We start from the raw sequence: 22,709 nt of genomic DNA, 5'->3' as shown, positions 1-22,709 counted from the left end.
ACCCTGCTCGGAATCCACACCTGACCAGCAACACCACTTTGCCGGAACCCTGGTCCTGCACCGCAGGCGGAAGAACACGCCAACACCAACCCTCAAGGCTTTGCCAGAGGAAACGAAATGGATGGTCCCACCCTGCGGAACACGCCGTTGTCGCCGGGGAGGAGCCGACCTACGGTTCACCCGGAAGTAGCGACTGCGCAAGCCCCACGCTCCTGCCGCGAGAGGCACCCTCATGTCCACCCCCAGCTGTCCTGCCCACTCCTCCAGAACACCGGTCACGCCGGTGGAAACCTCGTTCCGGCCTCTCGACTCGGAGGATTACCGGTGTGCGGCAGTACCTTCGGTCTTCGCCGAGCTGGCCGCGCGAGGTCCGATCCACCACGTCGTGCTCCCCGGTGAGGCTCCTGCCTGGCTCGTGACGCGGCGGGCCGAGGCCGAGGCGGCGCTGCGCGATCCGCGACTGACGAAGGACCCGCTGGAGGTCGCGCGCCACGGACAGGCCGTCGGCCGCCGACGCGTGCCGGAGGACTTCACCGCGGTGAGCGGACGACAGTTGATGAACCTCGACGGAGCCGACCACGCGCGGATCCGCCGGGTGATCACCAGGTACCTCGTCGACAGCGCCGTCGCCCGCAAGCAGACCGTGCTGACCGAGACCGTCCGGCACCACGTCGACGCCCTCGCCGCCAAGGAGACCGCTGACCTCGTCGCGGACTTCGCCGTACCCCTCGTCAACGACGTCATCGGCCGGATCATCGGCGTCCGACCGGAACTGAACGAGGTCATCATGACCGGAGGGGCGCTGTTGTTCGGCCCGGACGACCCGACCACACCGGCGATGATCGATGCGTACCGGCAGGTCACCGGAGCCGCAGCCCGCGCTGTTGCGGAGGGTTCCACCGCGGAGGGCGCGGACGACCTCCTGGGAGGGCTCGCGTGCGCGGTGCGCGACGGGCTCGTGAGCAGGCGTGAGGCGGCGTCAAACCTGGCCATGGTGATGATCGCGGCGACCGGCGGTCCGGTGAAGATGCTGGCTCATTCCGTGGTCGCGCTGCACGACGACCCGCTCCTGCGCGAAGCGATGCTCAGCGGCGACCCGATGGCGGTCGTCGAGGACCTGCTCTACCAGCAGCCTCCCATCCCGTTCACGAGCTGGCGGTTCGCCACGGAGACGATGGAGATCGCCGGACAACAGGTGCGCGCGGGCGACGCCGTGATGGTGCTCATCGCCACGGCGAACAGCGAGTCCGCTCCACCAGTCCGCTCTTCCACCGCTCCCGCGGGTCCAGGTGAACGTGCTCCAGCGGAGCGACGGCCCGAGAGGAACCTCGCGTTCGGCGACGGCAGGCACCGCTGCCCCGGCCAGTCGCTCGCACGACGGTTGGTCGCTACGGCACTGCCCGCACTCTTCCGCGCGTTCCCCTCCATCCAGTTGCAGATCCCCAGCACCGAGCTGATCTGGCGAGGTGGTTTCGGCCCCAGGGGACCGGGTTGCGTCCCCGTCCGACTGCACAGCTGAACAGAACGCCGGGCGATGTCACCGCCCGGACCACCACCCTCCGAACATCGCGCAGATCAGGAACCCCCGCATGCCCACTGACGGCCGTGCCGCCACGTCCACTCTCGCCGAACTGATCGACCACCTCGACGACGAGCACGGTGGCGTGCTCGTCCGGTTTCCCGTTACTGGTGAACAGATGTGCCATTCGGACGTGCCCGCGCTGGCATGGGGCGTGGCTGAGGAACTCCTGCGGGCCGGTGTCGAGGAAGGCTCCGTCGTCGGAGTCCTGTCCGGCACCGAGCCGGGTTTTCTGCCCGCCGTGTTCGGTGTATGGGCCGCCGGCGGCGCGATCACCGTGCTGCCGGTGCCACCGATGCCGACCCCTGCCGAGTCCGTCGCCGCGGCGCTCGGTCCCGTGGCGGGCCTGCTGACCCACCTCGTCGTCACGGACAGCCAGATCGGTGTGGCCGAACAACTCGTCGCGCGCCACCCGGGGTTGCGTGTGGTGCGTGTCAGCGATTGCTCGCCGAAGCCGAGAGTCGCGTCTCCGGCGCGACCGGAGTCCCCCGCCGTCGTCCAGTTCACGTCGGGCAGCACCTCCCGGCCGAAGGGCGTCGTGCTGTCCCATTCAGCCGTGCTCGCCTGCTTCGCGTCGACGGCGTCCGCGAGCAGCATCGCCGCGGGAGACGTCTTCGTGTCGTGGGTGCCTGTGTTCCACGACTTCGGTCTCATCACGATCCTATTCGGACTGTGGTCGGGCTACGAGCTGCACCTGTTCTCGCCGTGGCACTTCATCCGCAGGCCGCGCAAGGTGGTCGAACACATGGGTGCCGCTGGTGCCACTGCGTTCGGTGGTCCCAACTTCGCCTACGACCGCATCGCCACGGCCTACGACGACGGTCTTCTCGACGGGCTCGACCTGAGCAGGTGGCGACTGGCGCTCAGCGGTGGCGAACCGGTGAAACCCGGTACGGTCGAGCGTTTCTCGGCCGCGCTGGCGCCCGCTGGGCTCTCCTCCGGCGTGTTGTTCCCCGTGTACGGCATGGCGGAGGCGACGTTGTCGGTGGCCTGCCCGGAGCCGGGTGCACCCGCGCGGACGTTGTGGCTCGACCGCGAGTCGCTCGGAGATCGACGGGTCGCCGTTCGCGTGCCGGACGGCTCCTCGGACGGGATCGGACTCGTGTCGGTCGGCCGGCCCGTGCCCGGTATGGAGCTGAAGTTGCTCGCCGACAACGGCACAGAGGTCGCGGATGGCGCCGTGGGCGAGATCGCGCTGCGCGGGCCCTCGCTGATGACCGGGTACTGGGACGACCCCGACGCGACCGCGACGGCGTTCCGCGACGGCTGGCTGCAGACCGGTGACCTGGGCGTGCGCATCGCCGGAGAGCTCTACGTGACCGGCAGGCGCAAGGACATGATCATCGTGGCGGGACGCAACTTCTACGCCGAAGACGTCGAAGACGTCGCACGCACACTGCTGCCACCGGAACTCGGTCGCTGTGTCGCGTTCGCCGACACCGACGAAGAACGCGTCGTCGTGGTGCTCGAGACGTCCGATCCGGCGGCCGGCGCCGAGCTGGGCGACAAGGTCCGAGGGCTCGTGTCAGCGCGTCTGGACCTCGGCTCGGTGGACGTGTACGCGGTGCCGCGCAACACGTTGCCGCGCACGACCAGTGGCAAGTGGCAACGCAAGCTCACCTCGCGGTTGTTCCGCCAGCTGACCGGATCCTGACGGTCCGCTCAGGGCGGAACCAGTCTTTCCTGCGAAGGAGTTCAACCATGGCCAACACGGCTCGCACTGAAACCGACTACCTGGAGCTGGTCCGCAGCGCGTTGACGCACGCGTTGGAAGTCGACCGCGAAGACACCGACCTCGATGAAGACGTCGAGCTCGTCGGGATGCCGAACATGAGTTCTCTCGCGATGCTGCGAGGTCTGATCCACGTCGAAGGTGAGCTGGGCTTCGAACTGGCGGACGACCGACTGGTCACCGTGCGCACCATCGGCGAACTGGCAGCCGCGATCGCGGAGCAGGACGAGGAGTCCGCCCGATGACAACGCGAGCTGTGCGTTGTCCGCTGCACACGAGCGACTACACCACCTCTCCTCATCCCGCGGTCTTCGACGAACTCGCCGACAGCGGGCCGGTGCACCGCATCTCGCTGCCCGGCGAGGTGCCGGCGTGGTTGATCACCGAACGCGACCTCGCCGAGCGGACCCTGCGCGACCCGCGGCTGGTGAAGGACCCGATGCGGGTGGCGCGGTACGGCCAGCCCGTCGGCTCCCGCCGCGTGCCGGACGACTTCGCCTCCGTGGGTGGTCGCACGATCATGAACCTCGACGGCGACGACCACGTGCGCATCCGGCGCGTCATCGGCAGGCGGCTGTCCGGTGCCGCGCTGACCACCGCACGGCCGATGGTCGAGGCGCTCGTGCACCGCCGGCTCGACACGATCGCTCGCTGCGACACGGTGGAACTGGTCGAGGACTTCGCGGTTCCCCTCGTCACGGACGTGATCGGACAGCTCTTCGGGGTGCGCGAGGACTTCACCCGAGCCATCATCACCCACGGCAGCAAGCTGTTCGGGCCGCAACACCCGGCGGATCCGGACATGCTGGAGGCGTATCCCCTGCTCGTCCAGGCGTTGAACGGCGCACTGGACGAGGGTCTGTCGAAGGAGGGCCGCGACGACCTGCTGGGAGACCTGCTCGCTGCCCAGCGGGACGGCAGGCTGCGCAAGCGGGAGACCATGTCGAACCTCGCGCTGCTGATGATCGCCGCCGCCGACCCGGTGATCGCGCTCATCTCCCGTGGCGTCGCACTGGTCCGGGCCGACAGCCACGCGCGTGCCGAACTGCTGCACGGCGACGCTGACGCCGTGGTCGAGTCCCTGCTCCGCGAACAACCGCCCATCCCCTTCACCGGCTGGCGTTTCGCCACCGAGCCGATGGATCTCGCCGGCCACTCCGTCGCACCAGGCGATGCGATCCTGGTGCTGATCCCGGCCGCGAACCGCACGGTGGACGCCGGGTACCGGCAGGGGCACCTCTCCTTCGGCGGCGGCGTGCACCGCTGTCCCGGTGGTCACCTCGCGCGCATCGAGACGGTCGCGGCTCTGCGCGGGTTGTTCAGCCGGTTCCCCGATCTGCGGCTCGAGCTGCCGTTCGAGGAGTGGGTGTGGGTCGGTGGCATCGGTCCGCGGGTCCCGCAACGCGTACCCGTCCTGCTGAACGGCGCAGCGCGGTGAGGGTCGCAGGAGCGGTCACGATCGCCGGAACCGCCCTGTGGCTTCCCGAGAAGGTCTACTCGGCGTCCGAAGCGCAGACCGCAGGCTCGGTGACGGCGGCAGACTCCGAAGGCGAGCTCATCGGCCGGCTCCCGGTGGCCGACATCGCACCACCCCGAATGGCTCGGCTCGCCGCACAACGCGCACTGGACCGCGCGGAAGTCGAGGCAGCGGACGTAGCGCTGCTGGTACATGCCTGGGTGTACGACCAGGGCCCGCAGACGTGGACTCCACCGCATCGTGTCGCACGGGAACTGGGCGCGCGCCGCTGCGCCGCGATCGGCATACGACAGATGTCCAATGGCGGTGCGGCCGCGATGCAGACCGCGATCGCCCATCTGCTCGCAGAACCTCGCGCAGCCTCCGCGCTCGTGACCACAGCGGACAACTTCAGCGGCCTGCCCTACGACAGGTGGCTTTCGGTGCCGCCGCTCGGCGACGGCGCCACCGCCGTCGTGCTGACCAGAGGTCCTGGCCCGCAAGTGGTCGAATCCATCACGACAGCGGGCGATGCCGGGATGGAACTGCACTTCCCCACCTCCGATCCCTTCGAACCGGCTGCCGCCCGCACGACCAACTCCCCCAGCAGGCAGGCGCTGCACGCGTTCGCCACCAACGTGCGCGATGCCGCCGAGCAGGCGCTGGAGGACGCCGGGCTGGACTGGAACGACATCAGCTCCGTGCTGCTCCCCCGGCTCGGCAAGACGTTGGTGGGCCACCTGGCTAGCACAGGACTGCCCGCTGGTCTGGCGGACCGAGTCGTCCAGACGGGATACGCGACCGGGCACCTCGGTTCAGGCGACATGCTGGCCAACCTGGCCGAGCATCCAGGACCACGGACAGGTGAGCACCACCTGCACGTCAGCACCGGGGCCGGACTCACCACCACCTGCTTGATCACCCGTGGTCGCTGACACCGGCAGCAGCATGAACGGACGGCACACGCCAGCTGCGGCAGGCATGCTGGCGTGTCACCGGTTCCTCTTCTCAGCGCGGACTCAGCTAGACGTTGACGGCGTGTGGGGTCCCAGAACTCTGCACACATGCGTTGAGCTGCGGTGGCCGGGCACTGTCGTCCTGCGGGCATGATCGTGGGCGCGGCGCTGCGACTGCTGGATTTCGTCGTTGTCCAGTCGGGTGGGCTGGCCGGTCCTGCTCGGCCGGTCGTCGGCGTCGAAGGACGTGGAGTTGTTGGTGTTGTGGCATGAGATCGCGGTGTTACGTCGTGGTGATCGGCGCCCCCGGTTGGATTGGGCTGATCGTGCGGTGCTGGCCGCGTTGGTGCGGCGACTGCCTGTCTGGTTGTGGGACCACCGGCTGGTGTCTCCGGGCACCGTCTGCGCTGGCATCGGCGCTTGGTCGCGAAGAAGTGGACCTTGTGGGGCTCGAAAAGTCGTTGCTGCACTTCAGGAGGCGTAGCGGTACTCGTTGATGACTCCTGCAAGGACGCGGGTACGCACGAGCCTGCGGGCCTCGAAGTCCCGGATGGGACAGGGTTGCTCATGGACGTCGGGTGGTCGCTGGTCTCGGGACCGGTGTGGTCGATGCCTGTTGTAGTGCTCCTGATAGCCGGCGAGCACCTGTTCGGCGTGGGTCTGGTCATGATGAGAACGTGGTCGAGGACCTCGCGGCGGATGATGCCGATCACTCGTTCGCAGTGGGCATTCATGCGCGGCGTCTGGGGCGCGCTGAGCAGCACCTTCATCTCGTCTGCTTCGAAGACGGCGTCGAAGGAAGCGGTGTACTTGCGGTCGCGGTCGCGCAGGAGGAAGCGGAGGGACTCGACACGGCTGTCCAGATCGCCGCCCGTTGATGCAGCGCACCGACCCGGACGCGACGGTCACCGCCGACAACGCCAGCGGGCAGAACGACGCCGCAGCGATGTGCGTGGTGACCACGACCGAGCTCGCCGAGCAACTAGGTCTCCGACCGCTGGTCCGCCTGCACAGCTGGGCCGTGCGCGGCGTGCCTCCACGCGTTATGGGCATCGACCCGGTGCCCGCCACCGCCTGTGCCGCTCGAAAAGTCATCGCTGCAGTTCAAGCTGCATATCGGTACTCGTTGATCACCCCACCGAGGATCCGCGTGCGGATGGGTCGACGGCCGGCGCTGTCAAGATCATCTGCCGCTCCGGAGTGCTCTTGGACGTCTGGCGGTAGCTGGTCGCGGGCCTGGTGAGGCCGGTGCTCGTTGTAGTGCGTTTGGTAGGCCGCGAGGACTTCACGCGCATGGCCTTCTCCCATGATGAGGACGTGGTCGAGAACTTCGCGGCGGATGCTGCCGATGATCCGTTCGCAGTGCGCATTCATCCGCGGAGCTCGAGGCGCAGTCGCAATAACACGCAGTTCCTCTGCCTCAAATACGCCGTCGAACGTGTCGCCGTACTTACCGTCGCGGTCACGCAGCAGGAAGCGGAGAGACTCCATGCGCACTCCGAGTTCGCCGGTCAGATTCCTCGCCTGCTGCACCGTCCAGTCCCGTGTCGGGTGCGCGGTGACGCCGGTGATGCGCAGGCGCCTGGTGCCGTGTTCGAGAAACGCCAACGCGTACAGACGCGCGCCGAGCACGGTGTCGATGTGGAAGAAGTCCGCCGCGATGATCCCCTCAGCTTGCGCGGTCAGAAACTCGCGCCAGGTCGGGCCGCCTCGCCGCGGTGCCGGATCGATGCCCGCGCGGTTCAAGATCTCCCAGACCGTCGAGGCGCCCAGGCGATGACCAAGCCGAACCAGCTCGCCATGGATCCGCCGATGTCCCCACCGCGGATTCTCTCTAGCAAGCCGGAGCGCGAGCGCCCTGATCGCAGTCTGAGTGGAAGGGCGCCCGGTCCGCCGACGCGCGGCGTAGTCCCACTTCCAGGACACGAACCTGCGATGCCAGCCGAGCAACGTCCCAGGAGTAACCGGGAAACCACCTTCCAGCGCGAGCGGTCCACCAGTCGCGACAGCGCGGCGAACCAGAACCGGTCTGCGGGCCCGTAACGGAGCCGCCCGGTCAACTGCCGACGAAGCACGACGTTCTCGTGCCGGAGCACCAGAAGCTCCGCATCCTTGGCTGCCTCACTGCGAAGCAGAACCACCGGAACAGACAGCAACTTGCAGACCATCTTGTACAACAGCGAAACGATCACCCGAACATGCTCGCAGCCGGGAGAACACCACTGTTCAGAGCTGCGATGACTTTCCGGGCGGCACAGGCCATGCCCCCACCCGGCACGACGGAATCGCTTGTCGGGCAGCTTGTGCTCAGCGCTGGCACCCAAAGGACGTACCGGCCTACAGCATCGAGGGCCGGTGCGACGAGACCACCTCAGCCATTGAGTCCTATGTGGACGCTTTGCGGTGGCGCCGTCGGCCGCTAGGACTCGAACGGTGCAAGCTCCTGCGCATATGCGTGATCAACCTCTTCCGGGATTGCTACCACCGTGCCCTGGTAGTCACGAAATGGCATCCTCGCTCCCCGGAAGGACAACCAGGGAAAGTCCGAGACGACCCAGTTCCCGTCGAACACCAGTGTGTTCGCGACTTCGCCATCAGGCCGATGCACCGTCAGCCTGCGATGCCGGCGGGCAAGGCGGTCGAGTTCGGCTTGAGCCTCCTTGCCACACGTCGAGATCACCAGATCCACTCGAACGCGTGCCCGCAACCTCTGTTCGAGTTTGGCGAGGAAGTTCGAGTCGACCACCGAGGAGGTAGCCTGATCACTCGATATCAAGATCCGGTCCTCGGCGGTATCCAGCGCAGTCATCAGAGCGGCCTGGTGCTCGAACAGCTGGATTCCGCGGACACGCGGAGAGTTCTCGTCGAACAACGCACCTGCTGCGGGATAGACCCTTTCGACCTCGATGTGAGGGGGAAGCGAGGTGTGCGGCAGGGCGGACGCGACGGTGAAGCCCAGCTTGTCCGTACCGCCCATGGTGCCCAGCGCGGTATTGTGCACGTCGCTGTGGTCGCCGTCGACGACGATCGCGACCTCGACTTCCTTCCGGTCCTGATCACCGTAGATCAGCAGGTTTACCACCAGGTACCGGTGCATGGACGGTGCCACGTCGATGACGTCCAGCACGTCGATCGAGCCGCCTCGGCCTCTCTCGTTCCGCTTCAGGATCGAGTTGACAGCAGCGGGAGTGATGTCCACCGCTTTGATGCGGGTCGTGCGCTGTGCCGGCAGCAACACGCAACCTTCGGCGACGGCAACGGACTTGCTGACCAGATCGCGCGGTTCGTAGTCCGCCACCGACCAGGTGAGCCTGTCGAAGGCAAGCTTGAAGTTCTTCTGGATCGGCCGCATCGACTCGAGCTCGTCGGCCAGTCTGCGGCCCCGTGCGGTCAGCGTCAGCTCACCCAGCCCCGGGCCCACCACCAGCACTCCCTCGCGGAAGTGGTCGGCCACCACCGCGTCGACGAGCTTCTGGTCCAAGCCCAAGAAGGCTGCAATGTCCGTCGCCCCACCGACATCGGCCTTCAGCAGCCGAAGCACGAACTCGTCCAGGAGAGGCAACGGCTTGACCTCCTGAGCGAGAACGTCGGTGGCGACCACCGTGACCGGCAACGCTGCCTTTTCGATCCCGAGGAGATCGAGGCCGGGTCGATCGCCGCTGAACCGCTTGAGGAGAAGCATTTCCGCGTTAAACACTCTCCACCGCCTGCACGTCGCAGTCCTCAGGGTGCTCACTGATGTAATGCACCACGTCGCGCAACGCACCGTTGGCAGAGCGGCAGAACTCAGCGTCACCCACGATCGTCAGCCCGAACCTCGCCCTGGACACCGCGACGTTGATGCGCCGCCAGTTGTCCGCACCCAGAAATCCCAGGCTGAGTTTGCTGTTGCTCCTGGTGACCGAGAACATAGCGACGTCGCACTGCCTTCCCTGCACGGCATCGACCGAGAGCACGTCGGCCTGCAACCTGGTGAAGCTCCGCGTGTTCAGTCGGCGCCTCATCTCCTCGACCTGTCGCCGGTACGGGGCGATGAGCAGTACTTCCAGTTTGCCGGACTCGCCAGGTGTACTCACGAATCCCTTCTCGATCGCGTTGTTCAGCGTCTCCAGGCGGTTGAAGATGACCCGGACCTCCGCCCGGTTGGCGTAACTGATCCCACCTGGCCCCCTGTCCTCACGCCGTTCGTCACCGAGTCGCGAGGTGTCGAGCCACGAGACGGGCTTGCCGAGTATCTCGAGGCCTGGCAAGCCATCGGTGCGAGGTGAGCTGAGCTCTCCGTTGTAGAAGCAGGTCGAGACCATGTCGCCGATCGGCCGGACCATGCGGTACTGATCGCGCAGGAGGAACTTCGAGTGCTCGGGCAATCGGTGCGAGAACCACTTGAAGAGCGTTTCCTGCACCAGGTCCTCGTCTATGCCGTGCTCGGCGAGAATCTCCTTGGACCTGAGCAGTTCCTCCTCCTGTGGAGGAAGCTGGTTGTTGTCGCCGACCAGGATCGCCCGGCGCGATCGGGACAGTGGAACCATCGCCTCCGTCGCGGTGGCCTTCGACGCCTCGTCCAGGATGCACAGATCGATCTCCAGGTTGCGCACCGCCGCCTGACCGACAAAACCGATGCAGGTTCCGGCGACCACCTGTGCGGTGCCGAGGAACGCCTCCGCGAGCCGGTTGTCGGTCGCTGTGCGCTGCAACCACTCCGCCTGCAGTCCGACCAGATCGAGCAGCCGCTGAGCGGGTACCGACGTGCCGAGAAGCGCGCCGGCCGCGGACTGAGCCTCTTCCACCGTCATGTTGATGTGCAGGGTCAGGTCTCCGGCGAGATGTTCGTCTGCCTCAGCACGGAGCTGCTCGTACCGAAGAGCAAGATCGTCCATCCGCTCCTGGAGATCGCTGTCGTCTTCGACGATCTCCAGCGACGTGGCCAGAGAGGAGGTGTCGTTGCTGAGGACCCTGCGGCTGATCTCACGCTCGACCTCTTCCTGCTCCTTGAGCACCTTCGCAAGCTGTCTCAAAGACAACGCCGCGTGCAGGTGCCGCAGATCGATGCCGCGCTCGTCCGCGACCTTCTCCAGGTACCGCTGGGCGTTGCGGCGAATCCCCTCGGCCCACTTCGTCATCTTGCGGTTGAGCAGCAGATGGCTCACGGTCTTGTCGACTCTCGGGTCATCGGGGTGCCCGAGCCGGACAATGCCCTCGATTCCCGCCTGCTCGAGGCGGGCCAAGGCGTTGTCCACAGCGACGTGTGTCTGGCTGACGATGAGGATGCGGGAGTTGGGGCGTTCCTTCAGAGACTGAAAAACGATCTCCGCGATGAGGTCGGTCTTGCCAGTGCCGGGCGGGCCTTCGACCAACAGTACGTCCTGAACGCCGAGAGCCGCCTCGACAGCCTTCTTCTTCCCGTCGTCAAGGGTGCCGATCCACTCTTCCACCTTGCGCGGTATCGGAGCCTCGACCTCGGCAGGGTTCTGGATCTTGACTCGCAGGTCCGGGCGTGCGGCCGTCTCGTTGCGGAGCGCCAGCAACGCGTCGCGCTGCCGCTGCAACGCTTTGCGGGACGGGCCGAGGAACGGCCGGAGGCCACCCGTTCGTTCGAGCGCTCCCAGCGGGCTCTTGCTGCGCAGGGTGACCGAGTCGCTGTCCTGGTTGATGATCTGGCCGTACGCCACCACCCGGCGAGAGTCCCTGGCCACGATCTCCCAGTCCGTGCCCACAAGGTCTTCCTCGACGGGTTCGCGGAGCTCCAGGTCGACCTCGCGGGCACGGACGACGCGATTGCGGTAGTGCAGCGTCCGGTTGGATCCTCGGGCCAGCTCCTCGCGCGCCTGCAGGACCTTGCTCCACTCCTGGAGCATGTCGAGGCCGTCATGACCGGAGACGAGATCGCCGTTGCGGAGAGCCCGTTTCTCCTCCTCGAAGGCATCCAGCGCGCTCAGCAGATCGTGCCTGCCGTTTTGGGCCTGGAGGCGGTTCCGCGGCTCCGCGCACACCCAGGCCGCGAACTCGGCGACGTTCAACGCAGCCCTGCGGAACCGTTCGAGCTCCTCGTACTCGGGCGCTCGCGCGCCCGTGACGACCATGGACAGCGGCTTGTCCAGCTTGAGCGTGAACTTCCACCGCTTTCCCGTGATGAAGACGATCGAGCGGTCAGCCTCACGCTTGGCTGTGTCGAAGCGGTAGGCGACGAAGACGTCCTCGTTGAGGTCGTTCAACAAGGCGGCCTCCGCGCTGCCACCCGCCGCGTCCGGGTGTTCCATCAGCTGGCGCCGGGCGGCGGTGGTGAGACTGAGCCAGACAGTGCTGCGACTCGCGACTGGAAGCACCGAACGCCCGAGCAGCACGTTCTTCAGCTCGTCGGCGAGGACTGCGCCGTTGGCCGGTCGTTCGCTGTAGTCGAGGTGCACACATCGCGAGAGCAGCTTGCGCACGTCCGGAGGGACGTTGATGGCCTGCAGCGCAGGTTCCACGTCAGCGCGGGAACGCAGGAGTGCCTCGTGCATGGCCTGGATCAGGAGCACGCCCACCGAGTACACGTCACGGATGTACTTGACCTCGCCATCGTCCTCAGGAGGTGAGTACGGGCCGGACCCGAACCTCATCAGAGTGTGCTCGCTGACGACACCCTGCCGGACTTTCGCGATGCCGAAGTCCGCCAGCAGCGGTATGTTGCCCCCGGCCATGAGGATGTTGCTCGGCTTGATGTCGCGATGTTCGACACCGTTCAGGTGAGCGTACGAGAGCGCTTGCGCAAGAGGTTCGGCCAACTGACTGGCGACGTCGTCCCATTCGTAAGTTGCCTTAGCCTTCAGCACCTCGGCGAGCGATTCCTCGACCCAGTCCAGGACGAGGTAGTGGACATCGCGAGTGTCGTCGAAGCCAGAGTCCCTCAACCTGATGATGTTGGGATGGCTCAGCTTGCGGAGGCTGTCCATCTCGCGTCTGACAGCCTCCTCACGAATCGGATCGTCCGTGCGGCTCATCAGCTTCACCGCGACGAGCTTCTGCGCGGTGATGTCGAACGCCTTGTGAACGCTGGCGAAACCGCCGGTCCTGGGAGGTTCGTCCACCAAGACGTACTTGCTGGCAATGGAGTCCATCACGCGCGTCGGGTCCTCGCATCCATGATCTCGCGGAACTCCCCCGCGTGCTGCGGGCGAGCATCCGGTTCCCTTTGCGTCGCTGCGATCACGATCGACCTCCACGGCTCCTCATCGGGCACGAGCGGTGAGCCGTGCTTCGGCGTCCGCCCCGTCCGCGCCCAGCCGATGATCTGTCCCAGGCTGTAGAGATCGGCGGAGGCAGTGGCCCCGTGTGCGTCCGTTGTCTGTTCAGGAGCGGCATAGCCCTCACTGCCGAGAAACTCACCAGCCTTGGTACGACCGGTGAACGTCGTATCGCCCCGAGGCCGTCGGCCGAGGCCCCAGTCCGCGACTGTCCACCGGCCGTCGACCTGCAGGAGGTTCGCGGGTTTCAAGTCTCGGTGCAGCCAACCCTCGTGGTGAGCCGCCTCCAGGGCGGAGCAAACCCCCAGGACTAGCGTGGTGAGCGCCGCGTCGTCCTGCAGCGAGAGACGTTCGTCCTCGGCATTGCTCTGCGCCAGCGGCATGACAAACCAATCGTGCTTCAACCCGAAGTCCAGCACCGGCATGATGTGGTCGTTGTCCAACGACAACTGGCCGAACTCGATCTCCCGCTGCATCCTTGCCACGGCCTCGACGTTCCACGACCTCCGCCGTTTGAACGCCACCTGAGCCCCGGTCGCCTTGTGCTCGGCGGGAAACACCTCGGCTTGACCGCCGCGTCCCAGCGGGCGGTGCCCAAGCCGGTAAGCCCTCTGATCGTGTCGCGAGTGGTCCCCCAGCAAATTGTTCGCGCTCAAGATGCTCCACCAAGTTCACGGGTCGAACGCACAACCTACTCGATCGGGTGACCACGGCGTCAAATCGCCTGCGGCTTCGTCGAATTGGTTGAACCATCCGACCGCAGATGTCCAGCATTTGTCCACTTTTGCTGACACCAAGCGTCAGCACCGGTGACTGAAAGCGATCACGGCATGCAAAACGTCCGTTCCGTTGCCCAGCTTTCCGCACGAAGGAACGAAGTCCAGCTGTCGCGGCAGATCAGCAGCCAGCGACCGGCGAGAATCCTCAAGCGTTGTCGTTCCGTAGGAGATCACATGCAGGACCTGATACCCGTCATGCAACGCCTCGTCCCAGCTCACCATCACCCCGAAGCGATCCGGGTCGGCGACGTCTTGGTGCGGTACGTGTCACTCAGTCGCTCAGCCCAGTCGTCCGCTATGGATGCCGCCCGAGAGCGCCTGAACGACCCTCGAGCACCGAACATAAGAAGCACTCGTGTTCACCAGGGTTGCGCCGTGTTGCCTTCGGCGTCGAGCCCAAGTTCGAGCACAGCGTCCTCCCGAGTTCGGGCCAACGCCGCCCACGCCGATTCACTCGAGACGTTTCCCTGCCACGACGACGTCATGTTCACCGCGCACAACGCCAACCGGTCAGCTTCAGCTCGGTCTCCTCGTTCGGCGAGCTCTCCGCTGAGTTCCTCCAGCCCTTCCGACGATCCCGCCTCGGCTGCGCGGTACGCCAATGACTCCGCTTCTACGAAATCTCCACGCCTCGCGTGGTGTGCGGCCAGCGTGGCGTACGCGTCGGCCACCTCGTATTCCACCTGTTCGCGGGGATCCTCGGTCTCGTCCACGACAGCGAATACCGGTTCGTCACCGGGCGCGGGCTTGTCTTTCGCATAGAGAAAACTGATCAGATTGTCCTCGTTCAACTCTCGCAGGCCCCTCTCCAGCTGATGAATAATCTCCGCCGAATGGTTCAGAGAGAACCCGACGAGTACGGGCCCCGCCGTCCAGCAGTCCTGCTTGTCCATCGGTACGCGACCGAGTTCGATCCCGACTCGGGCCGAGATGATCCGGACGGCAGCGGCACGGTCAAGAAGGCTGATCCGGGTCATTGCCAGCGACAGCGCGTCCTCGATGCCCTCTGGCAGGCCGGCGTGGTCCAGCAAGCGGGCAGCTTCTGACCTCCGCTCAAGATGTGCCCACCGATCCGCGAGGGCCAGAGCCACCTGCGGATGGCCCGAAGCGCGGATGGCCCGAAGCGAGGAGCCCCAGCGCCAACTCCTCCGCTCCGCTGTAATCGCCCACGTCGTCTCGCCCAAGCGCGAGCCGCGTTACCGCAGCGATCCTCATGTGCTCGGGCAGATTGGCGATCAACGCCTCCGCCTCCTCCGGGTAGAACACATCGCGCCACTCGGCAACCGAGAACATGGCCTCCCATGAGCCCAGGTCCGCCGCTTTGCGCGCGAGCCTCTCAGCGCCTTCGTTGTCCCCGCTGCGCTCCAGCATCGTCGCGAGCTGTTCAAGTGCCGTCACGTCGCCGCGATCAGCGGCCTGCCGCAGCACCTGCATCGCAAAGGGGTCGTACTCACCGCCGCGTCCGCGGCGCCACATCGCCAGCGACATGAGTCCGTCATCATATCCCAGTTCAGCCGCGCGTTGCACCAGGACCTCCGCAGTACGCGGCCCCTTCCTCATTTCGCAATGCATCGCGATCTCGTATAGGCCTCGCCGCCGGCTTCCGTACCGACCGCCTCGTACAACTGGGCGGCGATCTGCAAGCGGAGCCGTGCTGCCGCGCTGTCCGCGAGCCTCAGACGATTGTCGGCCGTCAGATCGCTCTCTACTGCCACTGTCCAGAAGCCTTCTGGTGGAAACTCGAACATGCGGCTCGTGCGCCCCTCCTCGTCGAGAAGATCGTCTAAGCGGTAGCCGAGTGCGCTCCGCCGCAGAACTGGTCCGCTGGCGACGCCAGGACGGACGAGGTCGGCGATCGAGACGCTGAACCACGACGGATCGGCGGCCGCCCGCGCGGCTTCCTCGTCGCTCAGGTAGAAGCGTGCCGCGGCGCGCAGGAAGTCCTCGGGCAGGCTCTCCCGATGCCCGAGGCGGCGAGCGTCCATCGCCGCATGAATGATCGCCCGTTGCGCGGGGCCGGCGGTTTCGTACCGGCGCACCAGGTCTGGCGCGCCGGCCAGGTCCTGGGTTACGCCGGTGCCGGTGACTCGGTTCGCTGCCGCTGCGAGTCGCCGGTCCTTTGATTTCCTCGCATCAGCCACTTCGGCGTTGGTGAAGGTGTCGGGAACCCTCACGTAGGCGGTCTCTATCAGTCTCCTGGCCGCGACCAGTTCGTCTGGTTTCCCCGGCTCTGGTTTGACGGTGAGCTGGTCCCAGTACCCCTGCCAGAGTGTCGCCAGCAGAAGCACGGGACCGCGAGTCTCATCGGCCAGGAGCTCGCGCAGCCCGGTGGCGATCGCCGCTCGCAGAGAGAAATTCGGCTCCAGCAGGTACCGCTGCGCCTCGTTCAGCCAGACCACCGTCCGCCGGCCCACCTGACCGAGTTCGTCGAGGAATCGCCTGGGCGGCAAAGGATTCACCTCAGGCCACACCTGCCAGCCGGACTCGGCGAGGCTCGTCGTGGCGGACTCGATCAGCACAGGCCGGTGCAGGGCTTCGTATAGGGCCCTGGTCTTTCCCGCTCCTGACCTGGCCACGAGAACAGTGATCGCGGACCTGGGCTGGGGTCCCAAAACGCCTCTGACCACGTCGTCGAGCCGCTGGTCATGTGTGCGGATCCGGTACTCGGGAAGTTCCAGCGACGCGTGACCGCTCGAATGCGTGCCGTGCACCTCCAGCGCAGCCGCGTCGAGTTTCCGATCGGTACTCCGGCGTGGTCACGGGGCGGGAGCCCTCCAGTCTCCGCGACCTCCCACAACGGCGCCACTGCGGTCGCGTTGAGAACCTGACTGCTCGGTATCAGCAGCTTCCACCGCGCACCCCGGTCCTTGATCAGAGTCCGCGGTGAGACGTGTTGCCAGTAGCACGCCCCGGTGTCGATGTCGGCCAGGACGACGATGACCGGGATCGAGTGACTGAGCCAGTACTCGACGTGGTCATGGTCCGGCCGGAACCACCAACCGCCGTCCGCACGAGACCGGAACCAACTGGGGCCGCTCTTGATCTGCACGGCCAGGAGCAGTCCGAGTGAGTTACCGTTGTCGATCACCTCTAAGTGCGCGTCGATACCGAGGTCTTCCTCCCCCGGCTCGCGGAACACCCAGTGCATGTCCCGCACAACGGCGAGTTCGGTCAGCGCCACACCGATACGACCGGTCCTAGAACGCTCAGTACGACGGGTCACGACGCCAGCGCCACTGCGACAGAGCGGCCGATCTCGGCCTTGGTCAGGTAGTGGGTGGCCTCGTAAGGCTTGCCGCCGTTGTCAACGGTCCAGTGGCTTTCCAGAACGCCGTCTGCTCCGGGAAAGCTCGCGGTCAGGTCGAGGGCAGCGGCGCCCAGATCGTCACGGTCAGCCACGTTGACCCAACTCCACACCGATGCCAGCACCTGAGCATGCTGCGGACGCAGTCGCTCGTAGATGACCGTGCGCATGCCGAGGGGCGACTCCAAGGTCACGAGCAACGGCAGTGGTTGATCGACGCGATGAAGTGCCTCGTACGCCACGACGGTGCTGAGCAAGTGCGCGATGATCACCTGGGTATCGGAGTCGACGAGGTCGAGGATGCATTGCTGAGCCGCCGCGCGGATCTCGTCGTCGGTCAGGTAGAGCGAGACCTGCCTCAGCGCCCCGAGCAGGCGTTCTCCCGCCGACAGGCAGAGGCGGGCGAACGGGCCGACGCGGAGCAGGACGTTGAGCAGTGAGTGGGCCATGTCGCGGACGCATTGGCGGTCGAGCTGGTTGGCGGCGAGGACATGTTCGGCTTCGAGACGGTCACGTTCGTCGATGCCCCGATCCGCGGCGTTGGCGAGGACCTTGGCGAGCAAGGCGTCGTAGAGTGCCTGTTGCTCGAGGGTCAGCGCGTCAGCCGTGCCGGGTTGCTGGCCCGCGCGTCGGAAAGGGTCGCCGTAGAACGCCATGCGCGCGTTGCCTGGCCTGCCGTCGCGCCAGATGCGGTCGGCCAGTTCCTCGCTCCCCGCAGTGCGGATGCCGCTGGCTAGGGCGACCAGCCAGGTGCTCTGGAGGGAGTCCGCGGAGCGCTGTTCCTGCGCGATGCCATGCAGGAGGATGATCTCAGCCACGCTCCGCAGTATGGCCAAACTTGCTCGTCACCATCGGCATTCCGCAATCTTGATCGCGTGAGCGGGGCGTCTGGTCGTGGGGTGGTAGTGCGACCCGTTGGTCACGGAGTTGTCGATATTGCCGTCCGTGGCACACGACCTCGGTGTCCTCGCGACCTCGCGCCAGCGCGAACGAGGTATCAGCCTAGACAGGGCCGCGAACCAGAATCGGTCCGCCGGCTCGTAACAGACCGGGCCGGCCAACTGCCGACGAAGCACGTCGTTCTCGTGCCGCAGCACAAGCAGCTCCGCATCCTTCGCCACCTCACCGCAGAGCAGCACCGACGCGGCGGACAGCACCTTCCACGTCACCTTGTAGAGCAGAGACACGATCACCCGAGCATGCTCTCAGCCGGGGAGAGATGCGTTGCCACGCCGCGGTGACGACTTTTCGAGCGGCACAGGATCTCCGACCTCGAACGGACCGACGCCGTCGAGCCGCCACGCTGAACCGCCAGCCACGCTTCTTGCCGGCGCCGCCGAGGTGTGCTGACGTGCATCGTGGACCTTCAGCCCACACCGCGTGTCACGCCGGTACACCGTCAGGATTACCCACCGTCCGCCTCTCGATCCGGTCATCGAGGTCATTGCACCTGTTCTGCGTCTGCACCCCGGCGCGCAAGGGTTACCGCACGTCTACACCGACGGCAGGTTGTGCCTGTACGAGCCCGGTGAATGGAAAACCGATATGCCCGTCGCCGGCAGCATCCTGCCGTGGGCCAGCGAGTGGCTCTTCCACTACGAGATCTGGCTGGTCACCGGTGCATGGACAGGCGGAGGCGACTGGCCGAGCGTTGATCAGGAACACCTCGGTGCCGCCATCGCGGATAACGACACGGGACGAGCCGCCCAGCCAGCCGCGCCGGAGACCGATCCTCCTGCTTCCGTTGCGTAGTAGGTGATCCGCCTGGCACCCAAGAAGTGGAGCGTGAGCGTCACCCACGCACCGTCGTCGACCTCGTTGATCGAGTTCTGACACGGCCACCGCGTTCGGCCCGGGACGACCGGCCACCGAGCACCCTGGAGATTCCGAGCACCGCGGTACCCACAGCTGACGCGAACCTCAGAGGATCCAGGAACAGGAGGGTGCGACTGGCCGAGGCGACCACCCTCGCGGCGCGCAGGTAGGACTTTCCGTCCTCTACATACAGACTCCGACCTGCCGATCCGCGATTGATACCCACCGATGTCACTGACCTGCAGGGCCGTATTTCCGGGCACGCACACCGCGCGTCGTCCGAGCTGGTTGGAACAGTCCGAATTTCAACCCGTCAGCCACACCCCGTACACCGCGCTACTCACCCAGGCCGCGAGCCGCAGCGCAACCTCACCGACCGACGCGCTACTGCGATACGCGAACCACACGCCAACGTCCTCGTCCGCTGGATCAATCAGAGCCGGACCAACCTCGACCGCGTCGCACCCCTCGCCATGCCGCCTGGTCTCCTGGCCCATGAACCGACCCGCCGCGGACGCGCTGCGGGAGGCGTGGAGCCGCGCGCGACGAGCGGGTGGAGCTCGCCTGCGGCGGGGTCACGGTCGCACCGGCACCTCGCTGGCATGCCTGGCCGTCCTGGACGGGTGCCGGCCGCCGAGGCGGTCACGTACGTCCGGGCGCACTACGGACCGCCAGGCGGTCGAGACGCCGTGGCAGCGCCGCTACGTCGCCCGCTTCGAGGCGTCGTAGGACCGTCCCGGACGGTCAGGCGTGCTCGACGGCATCGGCCTGCGGGCCCCGGTCGCTCTGCCGGATGCGGAAGCGCACCCGCTCGCCGGCCACCAGGGGCTCGCCAGAGACCACCGAGACGTGCACGAAGAGGTCGGGCCCGCCTGCGTCGGGGGTGATGAAGCCGAAACCGCGATCCGCGTCATAACGGGCCACCGTGCCGTCTCCGGCGCGGGCCGCGGGCCGGGCGGCCGAACGGGCCTGACTGGGGGCCGCGGCGGCCTCCACCGGCTCGCCGGTGGCCACGAACCGCACCTCGCGCGCCTGACGACCCTGGTCCACGGTGACCGTGGTGAACGAGACCCGGTCGCCCTCGGCCGGCAGGTAGAACTCGTCGACCAGGGCGCGCACGTGCAGGAAGACGTCGCCAGCCCCGTCGTCGGCGGCCACGAAGCCGAACGACTTCTCCTCGTCGAACCACAGGACGGAGCCGTCGGCGCCGTCGCCGGGCGCGACCAGGGGGGCTCTGCGGACCCCTGCGTCGAAGCTCAGCGGCACCAGGTGCTGGGCCTGCGGCCCCTTCTCCCCGGCGGTGACGACGAAGGCCACCCGCTGCCCGGCCGCGAGGACGCCCCCGGTGACGATGGCGGAGGAGTGCACGAACACCTCCGCACCCCCGCCATCCGGCGCGGCGAACCCGTAGCCCTTGGCCGGCTCGTACCAGGAGACTGTGGCGAGCACACCCAGGGCCGCGTCGGGCGCGACGTCCCCGGTGACGGCGACGTGCAGCGCCTGCGGACCGCGGGGTCCCTCACCGGTCTCGAACTCCACCGTCTGGCCCTCGCGCAGCGCTCGGGCCGCGCCCTCGCCCTGCACCTGCGAGACGTGCACGAAGATGTCGGCGCTGCCATCGTCGGGGGCGAGGAAGCCGAAGCCGCGCTCGAGGTCGTACCAGCGGACGGTTCCCTGCTGCAAAGTGCACTCCTGGTCTCACGGGTGGTCGGGGGTCCAGTGTCCCAGGCGCCGTGTGTACCTCCCGACCCGACGCACGGCAGCTCCGCCGGGAGTACATCGCCGAAGTCACCGAGTTCGCGCGCCGTCACCAGCCGTTGCCCGAGTATGTGGACGTCCTCATTGCGTTTCTCGCCGATCTGGTGCTCGAACGCGCGCTGTTGGCCGACGATCTTGTTGATCACCCCATCGAGGATCCGCGTGACGTCGTACGGGCCTACGGCCGCCGATGCCACCGCGGCACGGTGCCCAGGGACACCAACCGGTGCTCTCGCAGCCTGCCGCACCAACGCGGCCAGCACCGCACGATCAGCCCAATCCATCCGAGGACGGCGCTGACCTCGACGCAACACCGCGACTTCGTGCCGCAACACCAACAACTCGATGTCCTTAGCCGCCGAGGACCGGCCGAGCCGAACCAGCCAGCCACCCAGCTGGACAAAGACGAGGTACAGCAGTCTCAGCGCCACGCCCACGATCATGCCCACAGGACGACAGAACCTGATCACCGCAGCTCAACGCGTGAGTGCGGAGTTCTGGCACCCCACAGGGGCACGAGCAAGGCCGCGAGCAACGCCCTGTCCTCACGTCTCAGCCGTGGACGCTGATCTCCGAGTTGCCGGCGCAAGACCGCGAGTTGATGGCGTAACGCGAGAATCTCGACGTCCTTCTCACGATCGTCATGCGCAAGAGCCACATCGCCGCGAAGGCGTGGGTGACGGCGAGGTAGGTCAACCGGACCAGCACGGCCGCGATCATGCCGGATGACGACCGCTACCCACCGAAGCCTACTGACCTGCACGGACGTATTCACCGGCACGCACAGGGCTCGAACTCAGCGGGCTGGGGCGACTGAAGCAGCATCGTCCACAGTAGACGTCATAGGCGGTGCCATCGGGATTTCCGTTACTCCGCTCGGGTCCACCCGGTTACACGAACCGCGACGGCGACGAATGATCTCGTAGGGAGATCAATCGAGGGAGGACCGCGATGGTGGGCGTTGTGATCGGGCACGGCTCGCACGAGGGCAAGGAACGGGTAACGGTGCCGGCCGGGCTGACCCTGCACTTCTTCGCCGACGAGGACACCAGGCTCGCGACGGTGAACGTGCTGGAACTGATCAAGAAGGACCACCACCGCACCCCGATGCACGTCGCGAACGCGGGAACGCCGGTGCCCAACTACAAGTACGAGCCCTACAAGGCGCACGAGCTGCGGGCGATCGCCGCGCTCTACGAGTGCGACGCGCCCGTGCTCATCGCCGGGTCGAAGGAGACGCCAGGCACCCTCAGGCTGTGCGCGAACCCCGGCGGCTGTCCCGAAACGGGCCCGCACGCCTGCGACGGCCTGTTCGGCCGTGCCGCCCGGGAGCAGTGGAAGCTGCTGCTGATCGTGTCCTGCCGCGTCGACACGACGAGGGAGCCGGAGCCCGAGCCGACGCTCGACATCATGACGAAGGACGGCCGGCGGGACCGGCGGGTGCACGACGAACTGGTCACCTGGGTGCAGAAGTTCGTCGGCACGAACACAGCCCGGCAGGACGAGATCTGGAACGCGTTGCCCGCGAAGGAACGACTGCGGCTCGCGGCCTCCGACGACGAGGTCTGGGAGTGGGACGAGTGCCGGGCCGCCCGCGCCACGCCCGGCGCGCTCGCCAGCGCGTCCGACCTGGTCAAGGTCCGGCTGATGCGCGACTACCCGGAGCATCGGGCGGCGGCCCGCGCGGGGTTACATCCGGAGGGGGACGACGCGACGAAGATCGCGGAGTTCCTGCCCAAGTCGTTCAACGACAGGGCCGACACCTGGGCGGCACTCGAGGTGGAGGACCAGGCCCGCTGGATGCTCAACGACGGCGTCGTGCACTGGGCCGCCGGCTACAACGCCTTCCAGATGTTCCGCATCGGCCTGCCGGACGAGCTGTTGCTGGGGCTGCTGCGCAGGCTCGAACCGCCGTCGCTGGCGGTCGCGACGTCCACCGTCGGATTGAGCGAGCATCTCGCCGAGAACTCCTTGCAAGTCTGAGCAATCCGCGATGAGGTCGTCGAGCCTGTCGAAGGGGATGAGGTCATAGCGGTCGTACGGGCGCTTGGACACGTCGAAGTCGTCGAAGAGCTCGCGCTTGCGCCCGAGGATGTCGGTGATCCGG

Annotated in this window: 21 protein-coding genes and 2 pseudogenes; 10 read left to right on the top strand and 13 right to left on the bottom strand. The window is 66.8% G+C overall.

All coding sequences use genetic code 11. The features are described 5' to 3' along the window. The first annotated feature begins 283 nt into the window (after positions 1-283). The 7 genes and pseudogenes from ACRSBM_RS17200 to ACRSBM_RS17170 all read left to right on the top strand — a co-directional run. Positions 284-1,519 carry a cytochrome P450 gene (locus ACRSBM_RS17200; protein WP_434444412.1) on the top strand — a complete coding sequence of 412 codons (1,236 nt, stop codon included), beginning with the start codon at positions 284-286 and terminating at the stop codon, positions 1,517-1,519. A 70-nt stretch (positions 1,520-1,589) separates the two neighbouring features. Continuing rightward, positions 1,590-3,233, top strand: a complete 1,644-nt coding sequence (locus ACRSBM_RS17195; RefSeq protein ID WP_434444411.1) for an AMP-binding protein — start codon at positions 1,590-1,592, stop codon at positions 3,231-3,233. Between the two features lie 47 nt (positions 3,234-3,280). After that, on the top strand, positions 3,281-3,556 hold the full coding sequence (locus ACRSBM_RS17190; RefSeq protein WP_434444410.1) for a phosphopantetheine-binding protein: 276 nt from the start codon (positions 3,281-3,283) through the stop codon (positions 3,554-3,556). Beyond that, positions 3,553-4,749: a hypothetical protein gene (locus ACRSBM_RS17185; protein WP_434444408.1), complete on the top strand. Its 1,197-nt coding sequence runs from the start codon at positions 3,553-3,555 to the stop codon at positions 4,747-4,749. Before ACRSBM_RS17190 ends, ACRSBM_RS17185 begins: the two co-directional genes overlap by 4 nt. After that, the gene (locus tag ACRSBM_RS17180; protein WP_434444407.1) at positions 4,746-5,702 is read left to right on the top strand and encodes a ketoacyl-ACP synthase III family protein; all 957 of its coding nucleotides are present in this window, start codon (positions 4,746-4,748) and stop codon (positions 5,700-5,702) included. Before ACRSBM_RS17185 ends, ACRSBM_RS17180 begins: the two co-directional genes overlap by 4 nt. 698 nt (positions 5,703-6,400) lie before the next feature. After that, complete coding sequence (locus ACRSBM_RS17175; RefSeq protein ID WP_434444405.1) at positions 6,401-6,601, top strand: hypothetical protein; 201 nt, start codon at positions 6,401-6,403, stop codon at positions 6,599-6,601. Beyond that, positions 6,595-6,813, top strand: a pseudogene (locus ACRSBM_RS17170) (acetyl-CoA C-acyltransferase); the annotation flags it as partial. The gene ACRSBM_RS17175 and the pseudogene ACRSBM_RS17170, both read left to right, overlap by 7 nt. 14 nt (positions 6,814-6,827) lie before the next feature. On the opposite strand, the gene ACRSBM_RS17165 reads toward ACRSBM_RS17170, so the two are convergent. The 10 genes from ACRSBM_RS17165 to ACRSBM_RS17120 form a co-directional block, all read right to left on the bottom strand. Next, a complete protein-coding gene (locus ACRSBM_RS17165; RefSeq protein ID WP_434444404.1) occupies positions 6,828-7,469 on the bottom strand; it encodes an integrase core domain-containing protein in 642 nt (213 codons plus the stop codon). Between the two features lie 673 nt (positions 7,470-8,142). Continuing rightward, positions 8,143-9,405 carry a hypothetical protein gene (locus tag ACRSBM_RS17160; protein WP_434444403.1) on the bottom strand — a complete coding sequence of 421 codons (1,263 nt, stop codon included), beginning with the start codon at positions 9,403-9,405 and terminating at the stop codon, positions 8,143-8,145. Positions 9,406-9,412: 7 nt separating this feature from the next. Further along, positions 9,413-12,820: an AAA domain-containing protein gene (locus tag ACRSBM_RS17155; RefSeq protein WP_434444402.1), complete on the bottom strand. Its 3,408-nt coding sequence runs from the start codon at positions 12,818-12,820 to the stop codon at positions 9,413-9,415. Then, a complete protein-coding gene (locus ACRSBM_RS17150; RefSeq protein ID WP_434444401.1) occupies positions 12,820-13,602 on the bottom strand; it encodes a serine/threonine-protein kinase in 783 nt (260 codons plus the stop codon). The genes ACRSBM_RS17155 and ACRSBM_RS17150 overlap by 1 nt, the downstream gene beginning before the upstream one ends. 482 nt (positions 13,603-14,084) lie before the next feature. Continuing rightward, the gene (locus tag ACRSBM_RS17145; RefSeq protein ID WP_434444400.1) at positions 14,085-14,756 is read right to left on the bottom strand and encodes a hypothetical protein; all 672 of its coding nucleotides are present in this window, start codon (positions 14,754-14,756) and stop codon (positions 14,085-14,087) included. A 22-nt stretch (positions 14,757-14,778) separates the two neighbouring features. Next, positions 14,779-15,213, bottom strand: a complete 435-nt coding sequence (locus tag ACRSBM_RS17140) for a hypothetical protein (protein WP_434444399.1) — start codon at positions 15,211-15,213, stop codon at positions 14,779-14,781. Positions 15,214-15,281: 68 nt separating this feature from the next. Next, positions 15,282-16,244 carry a hypothetical protein gene (locus ACRSBM_RS17135; protein ID WP_434444398.1) on the bottom strand — a complete coding sequence of 321 codons (963 nt, stop codon included), beginning with the start codon at positions 16,242-16,244 and terminating at the stop codon, positions 15,282-15,284. Then, a complete protein-coding gene (locus ACRSBM_RS17130; RefSeq protein ID WP_434453098.1) occupies positions 16,238-16,906 on the bottom strand; it encodes a DUF4365 domain-containing protein in 669 nt (222 codons plus the stop codon). The genes ACRSBM_RS17135 and ACRSBM_RS17130 overlap by 7 nt, the downstream gene beginning before the upstream one ends. Positions 16,907-16,944: 38 nt before the next feature. After that, a complete protein-coding gene (locus tag ACRSBM_RS17125; protein ID WP_434444397.1) occupies positions 16,945-17,847 on the bottom strand; it encodes a hypothetical protein in 903 nt (300 codons plus the stop codon). A 27-nt stretch (positions 17,848-17,874) separates the two neighbouring features. After that, a complete protein-coding gene (locus ACRSBM_RS17120) occupies positions 17,875-18,222 on the bottom strand; it encodes a hypothetical protein (RefSeq protein WP_434444396.1) in 348 nt (115 codons plus the stop codon). 187 nt (positions 18,223-18,409) lie between these two features. Between ACRSBM_RS17120 and ACRSBM_RS17115 the strand changes: the two genes are divergently transcribed. Then, the gene (locus tag ACRSBM_RS17115; RefSeq protein WP_434444395.1) at positions 18,410-18,781 is read left to right on the top strand and encodes a hypothetical protein; all 372 of its coding nucleotides are present in this window, start codon (positions 18,410-18,412) and stop codon (positions 18,779-18,781) included. Positions 18,782-19,339: 558 nt separating this feature from the next. Then, positions 19,340-19,573 (top strand): hypothetical protein, encoded by a 234-nt coding sequence (locus ACRSBM_RS17110; protein ID WP_434444394.1) that lies wholly within the window; start codon positions 19,340-19,342, stop codon positions 19,571-19,573. A gap of 15 nt (positions 19,574-19,588) precedes the next feature. Here the strand turns inward: ACRSBM_RS17110 and ACRSBM_RS17105 are convergent, their stop codons facing one another. The 3 genes and pseudogenes from ACRSBM_RS17105 to ACRSBM_RS17095 form a co-directional block, all read right to left on the bottom strand. After that, entirely contained in the window at positions 19,589-20,293 is a 705-nt protein-coding gene (locus tag ACRSBM_RS17105) for a cold shock domain-containing protein (RefSeq protein WP_434453097.1), read from the bottom strand. 39 nt (positions 20,294-20,332) lie between these two features. Then, positions 20,333-20,527, bottom strand: a pseudogene (locus ACRSBM_RS17100) (cold-shock protein); the annotation flags it as partial. Positions 20,528-21,154: 627 nt separating this feature from the next. Beyond that, positions 21,155-21,310, bottom strand: a complete 156-nt coding sequence (locus tag ACRSBM_RS17095; protein WP_434444393.1) for a hypothetical protein — start codon at positions 21,308-21,310, stop codon at positions 21,155-21,157. Between the two features lie 243 nt (positions 21,311-21,553). Here ACRSBM_RS17095 and ACRSBM_RS17090 point away from each other — a divergent pair, with 243 nt between their 5' ends. Continuing rightward, positions 21,554-22,585: a putative adhesin gene (locus ACRSBM_RS17090; protein WP_434444392.1), complete on the top strand. Its 1,032-nt coding sequence runs from the start codon at positions 21,554-21,556 to the stop codon at positions 22,583-22,585. Positions 22,586-22,709 lie beyond the last annotated feature (124 nt).

Origin of the sequence: Lentzea xerophila (assembly GCF_051094245.1) — a bacterium.
GTDB classification, from domain to species: Bacteria; Actinomycetota; Actinomycetes; order Mycobacteriales; family Pseudonocardiaceae; genus Lentzea; species Lentzea xerophila.
The sequence above is the reverse complement of the archived record's forward strand: the minus strand, read 5'-3'. Positions and strand labels throughout refer to the sequence as shown.

Coding starts and splice junctions, on each gene's coding strand:
- ACRSBM_RS17195 (WP_434444411.1), top strand. CDS start 1,590: ATGCCCACTGACGGCCGTGCCGCCACGTCCACTCTCGCCGAACTGATC.
- ACRSBM_RS17190 (WP_434444410.1), top strand. CDS start 3,281: ATGGCCAACACGGCTCGCACTGAAACCGACTACCTGGAGCTGGTCCGC.
- ACRSBM_RS17185 (WP_434444408.1), top strand. CDS start 3,553: ATGACAACGCGAGCTGTGCGTTGTCCGCTGCACACGAGCGACTACACC.
- ACRSBM_RS17160 (WP_434444403.1), bottom strand. CDS start 9,405: ATGCTTCTCCTCAAGCGGTTCAGCGGCGATCGACCCGGCCTCGATCTC.
- ACRSBM_RS17155 (WP_434444402.1), bottom strand. CDS start 12,820: ATGGACTCCATTGCCAGCAAGTACGTCTTGGTGGACGAACCTCCCAGG.
- ACRSBM_RS17140 (WP_434444399.1), bottom strand. CDS start 15,213: ATGTCGCTGGCGATGTGGCGCCGCGGACGCGGCGGTGAGTACGACCCC.
- ACRSBM_RS17110 (WP_434444394.1), top strand. CDS start 19,340: ATGAACCGACCCGCCGCGGACGCGCTGCGGGAGGCGTGGAGCCGCGCG.
- ACRSBM_RS17090 (WP_434444392.1), top strand. CDS start 21,554: ATGGTGGGCGTTGTGATCGGGCACGGCTCGCACGAGGGCAAGGAACGG.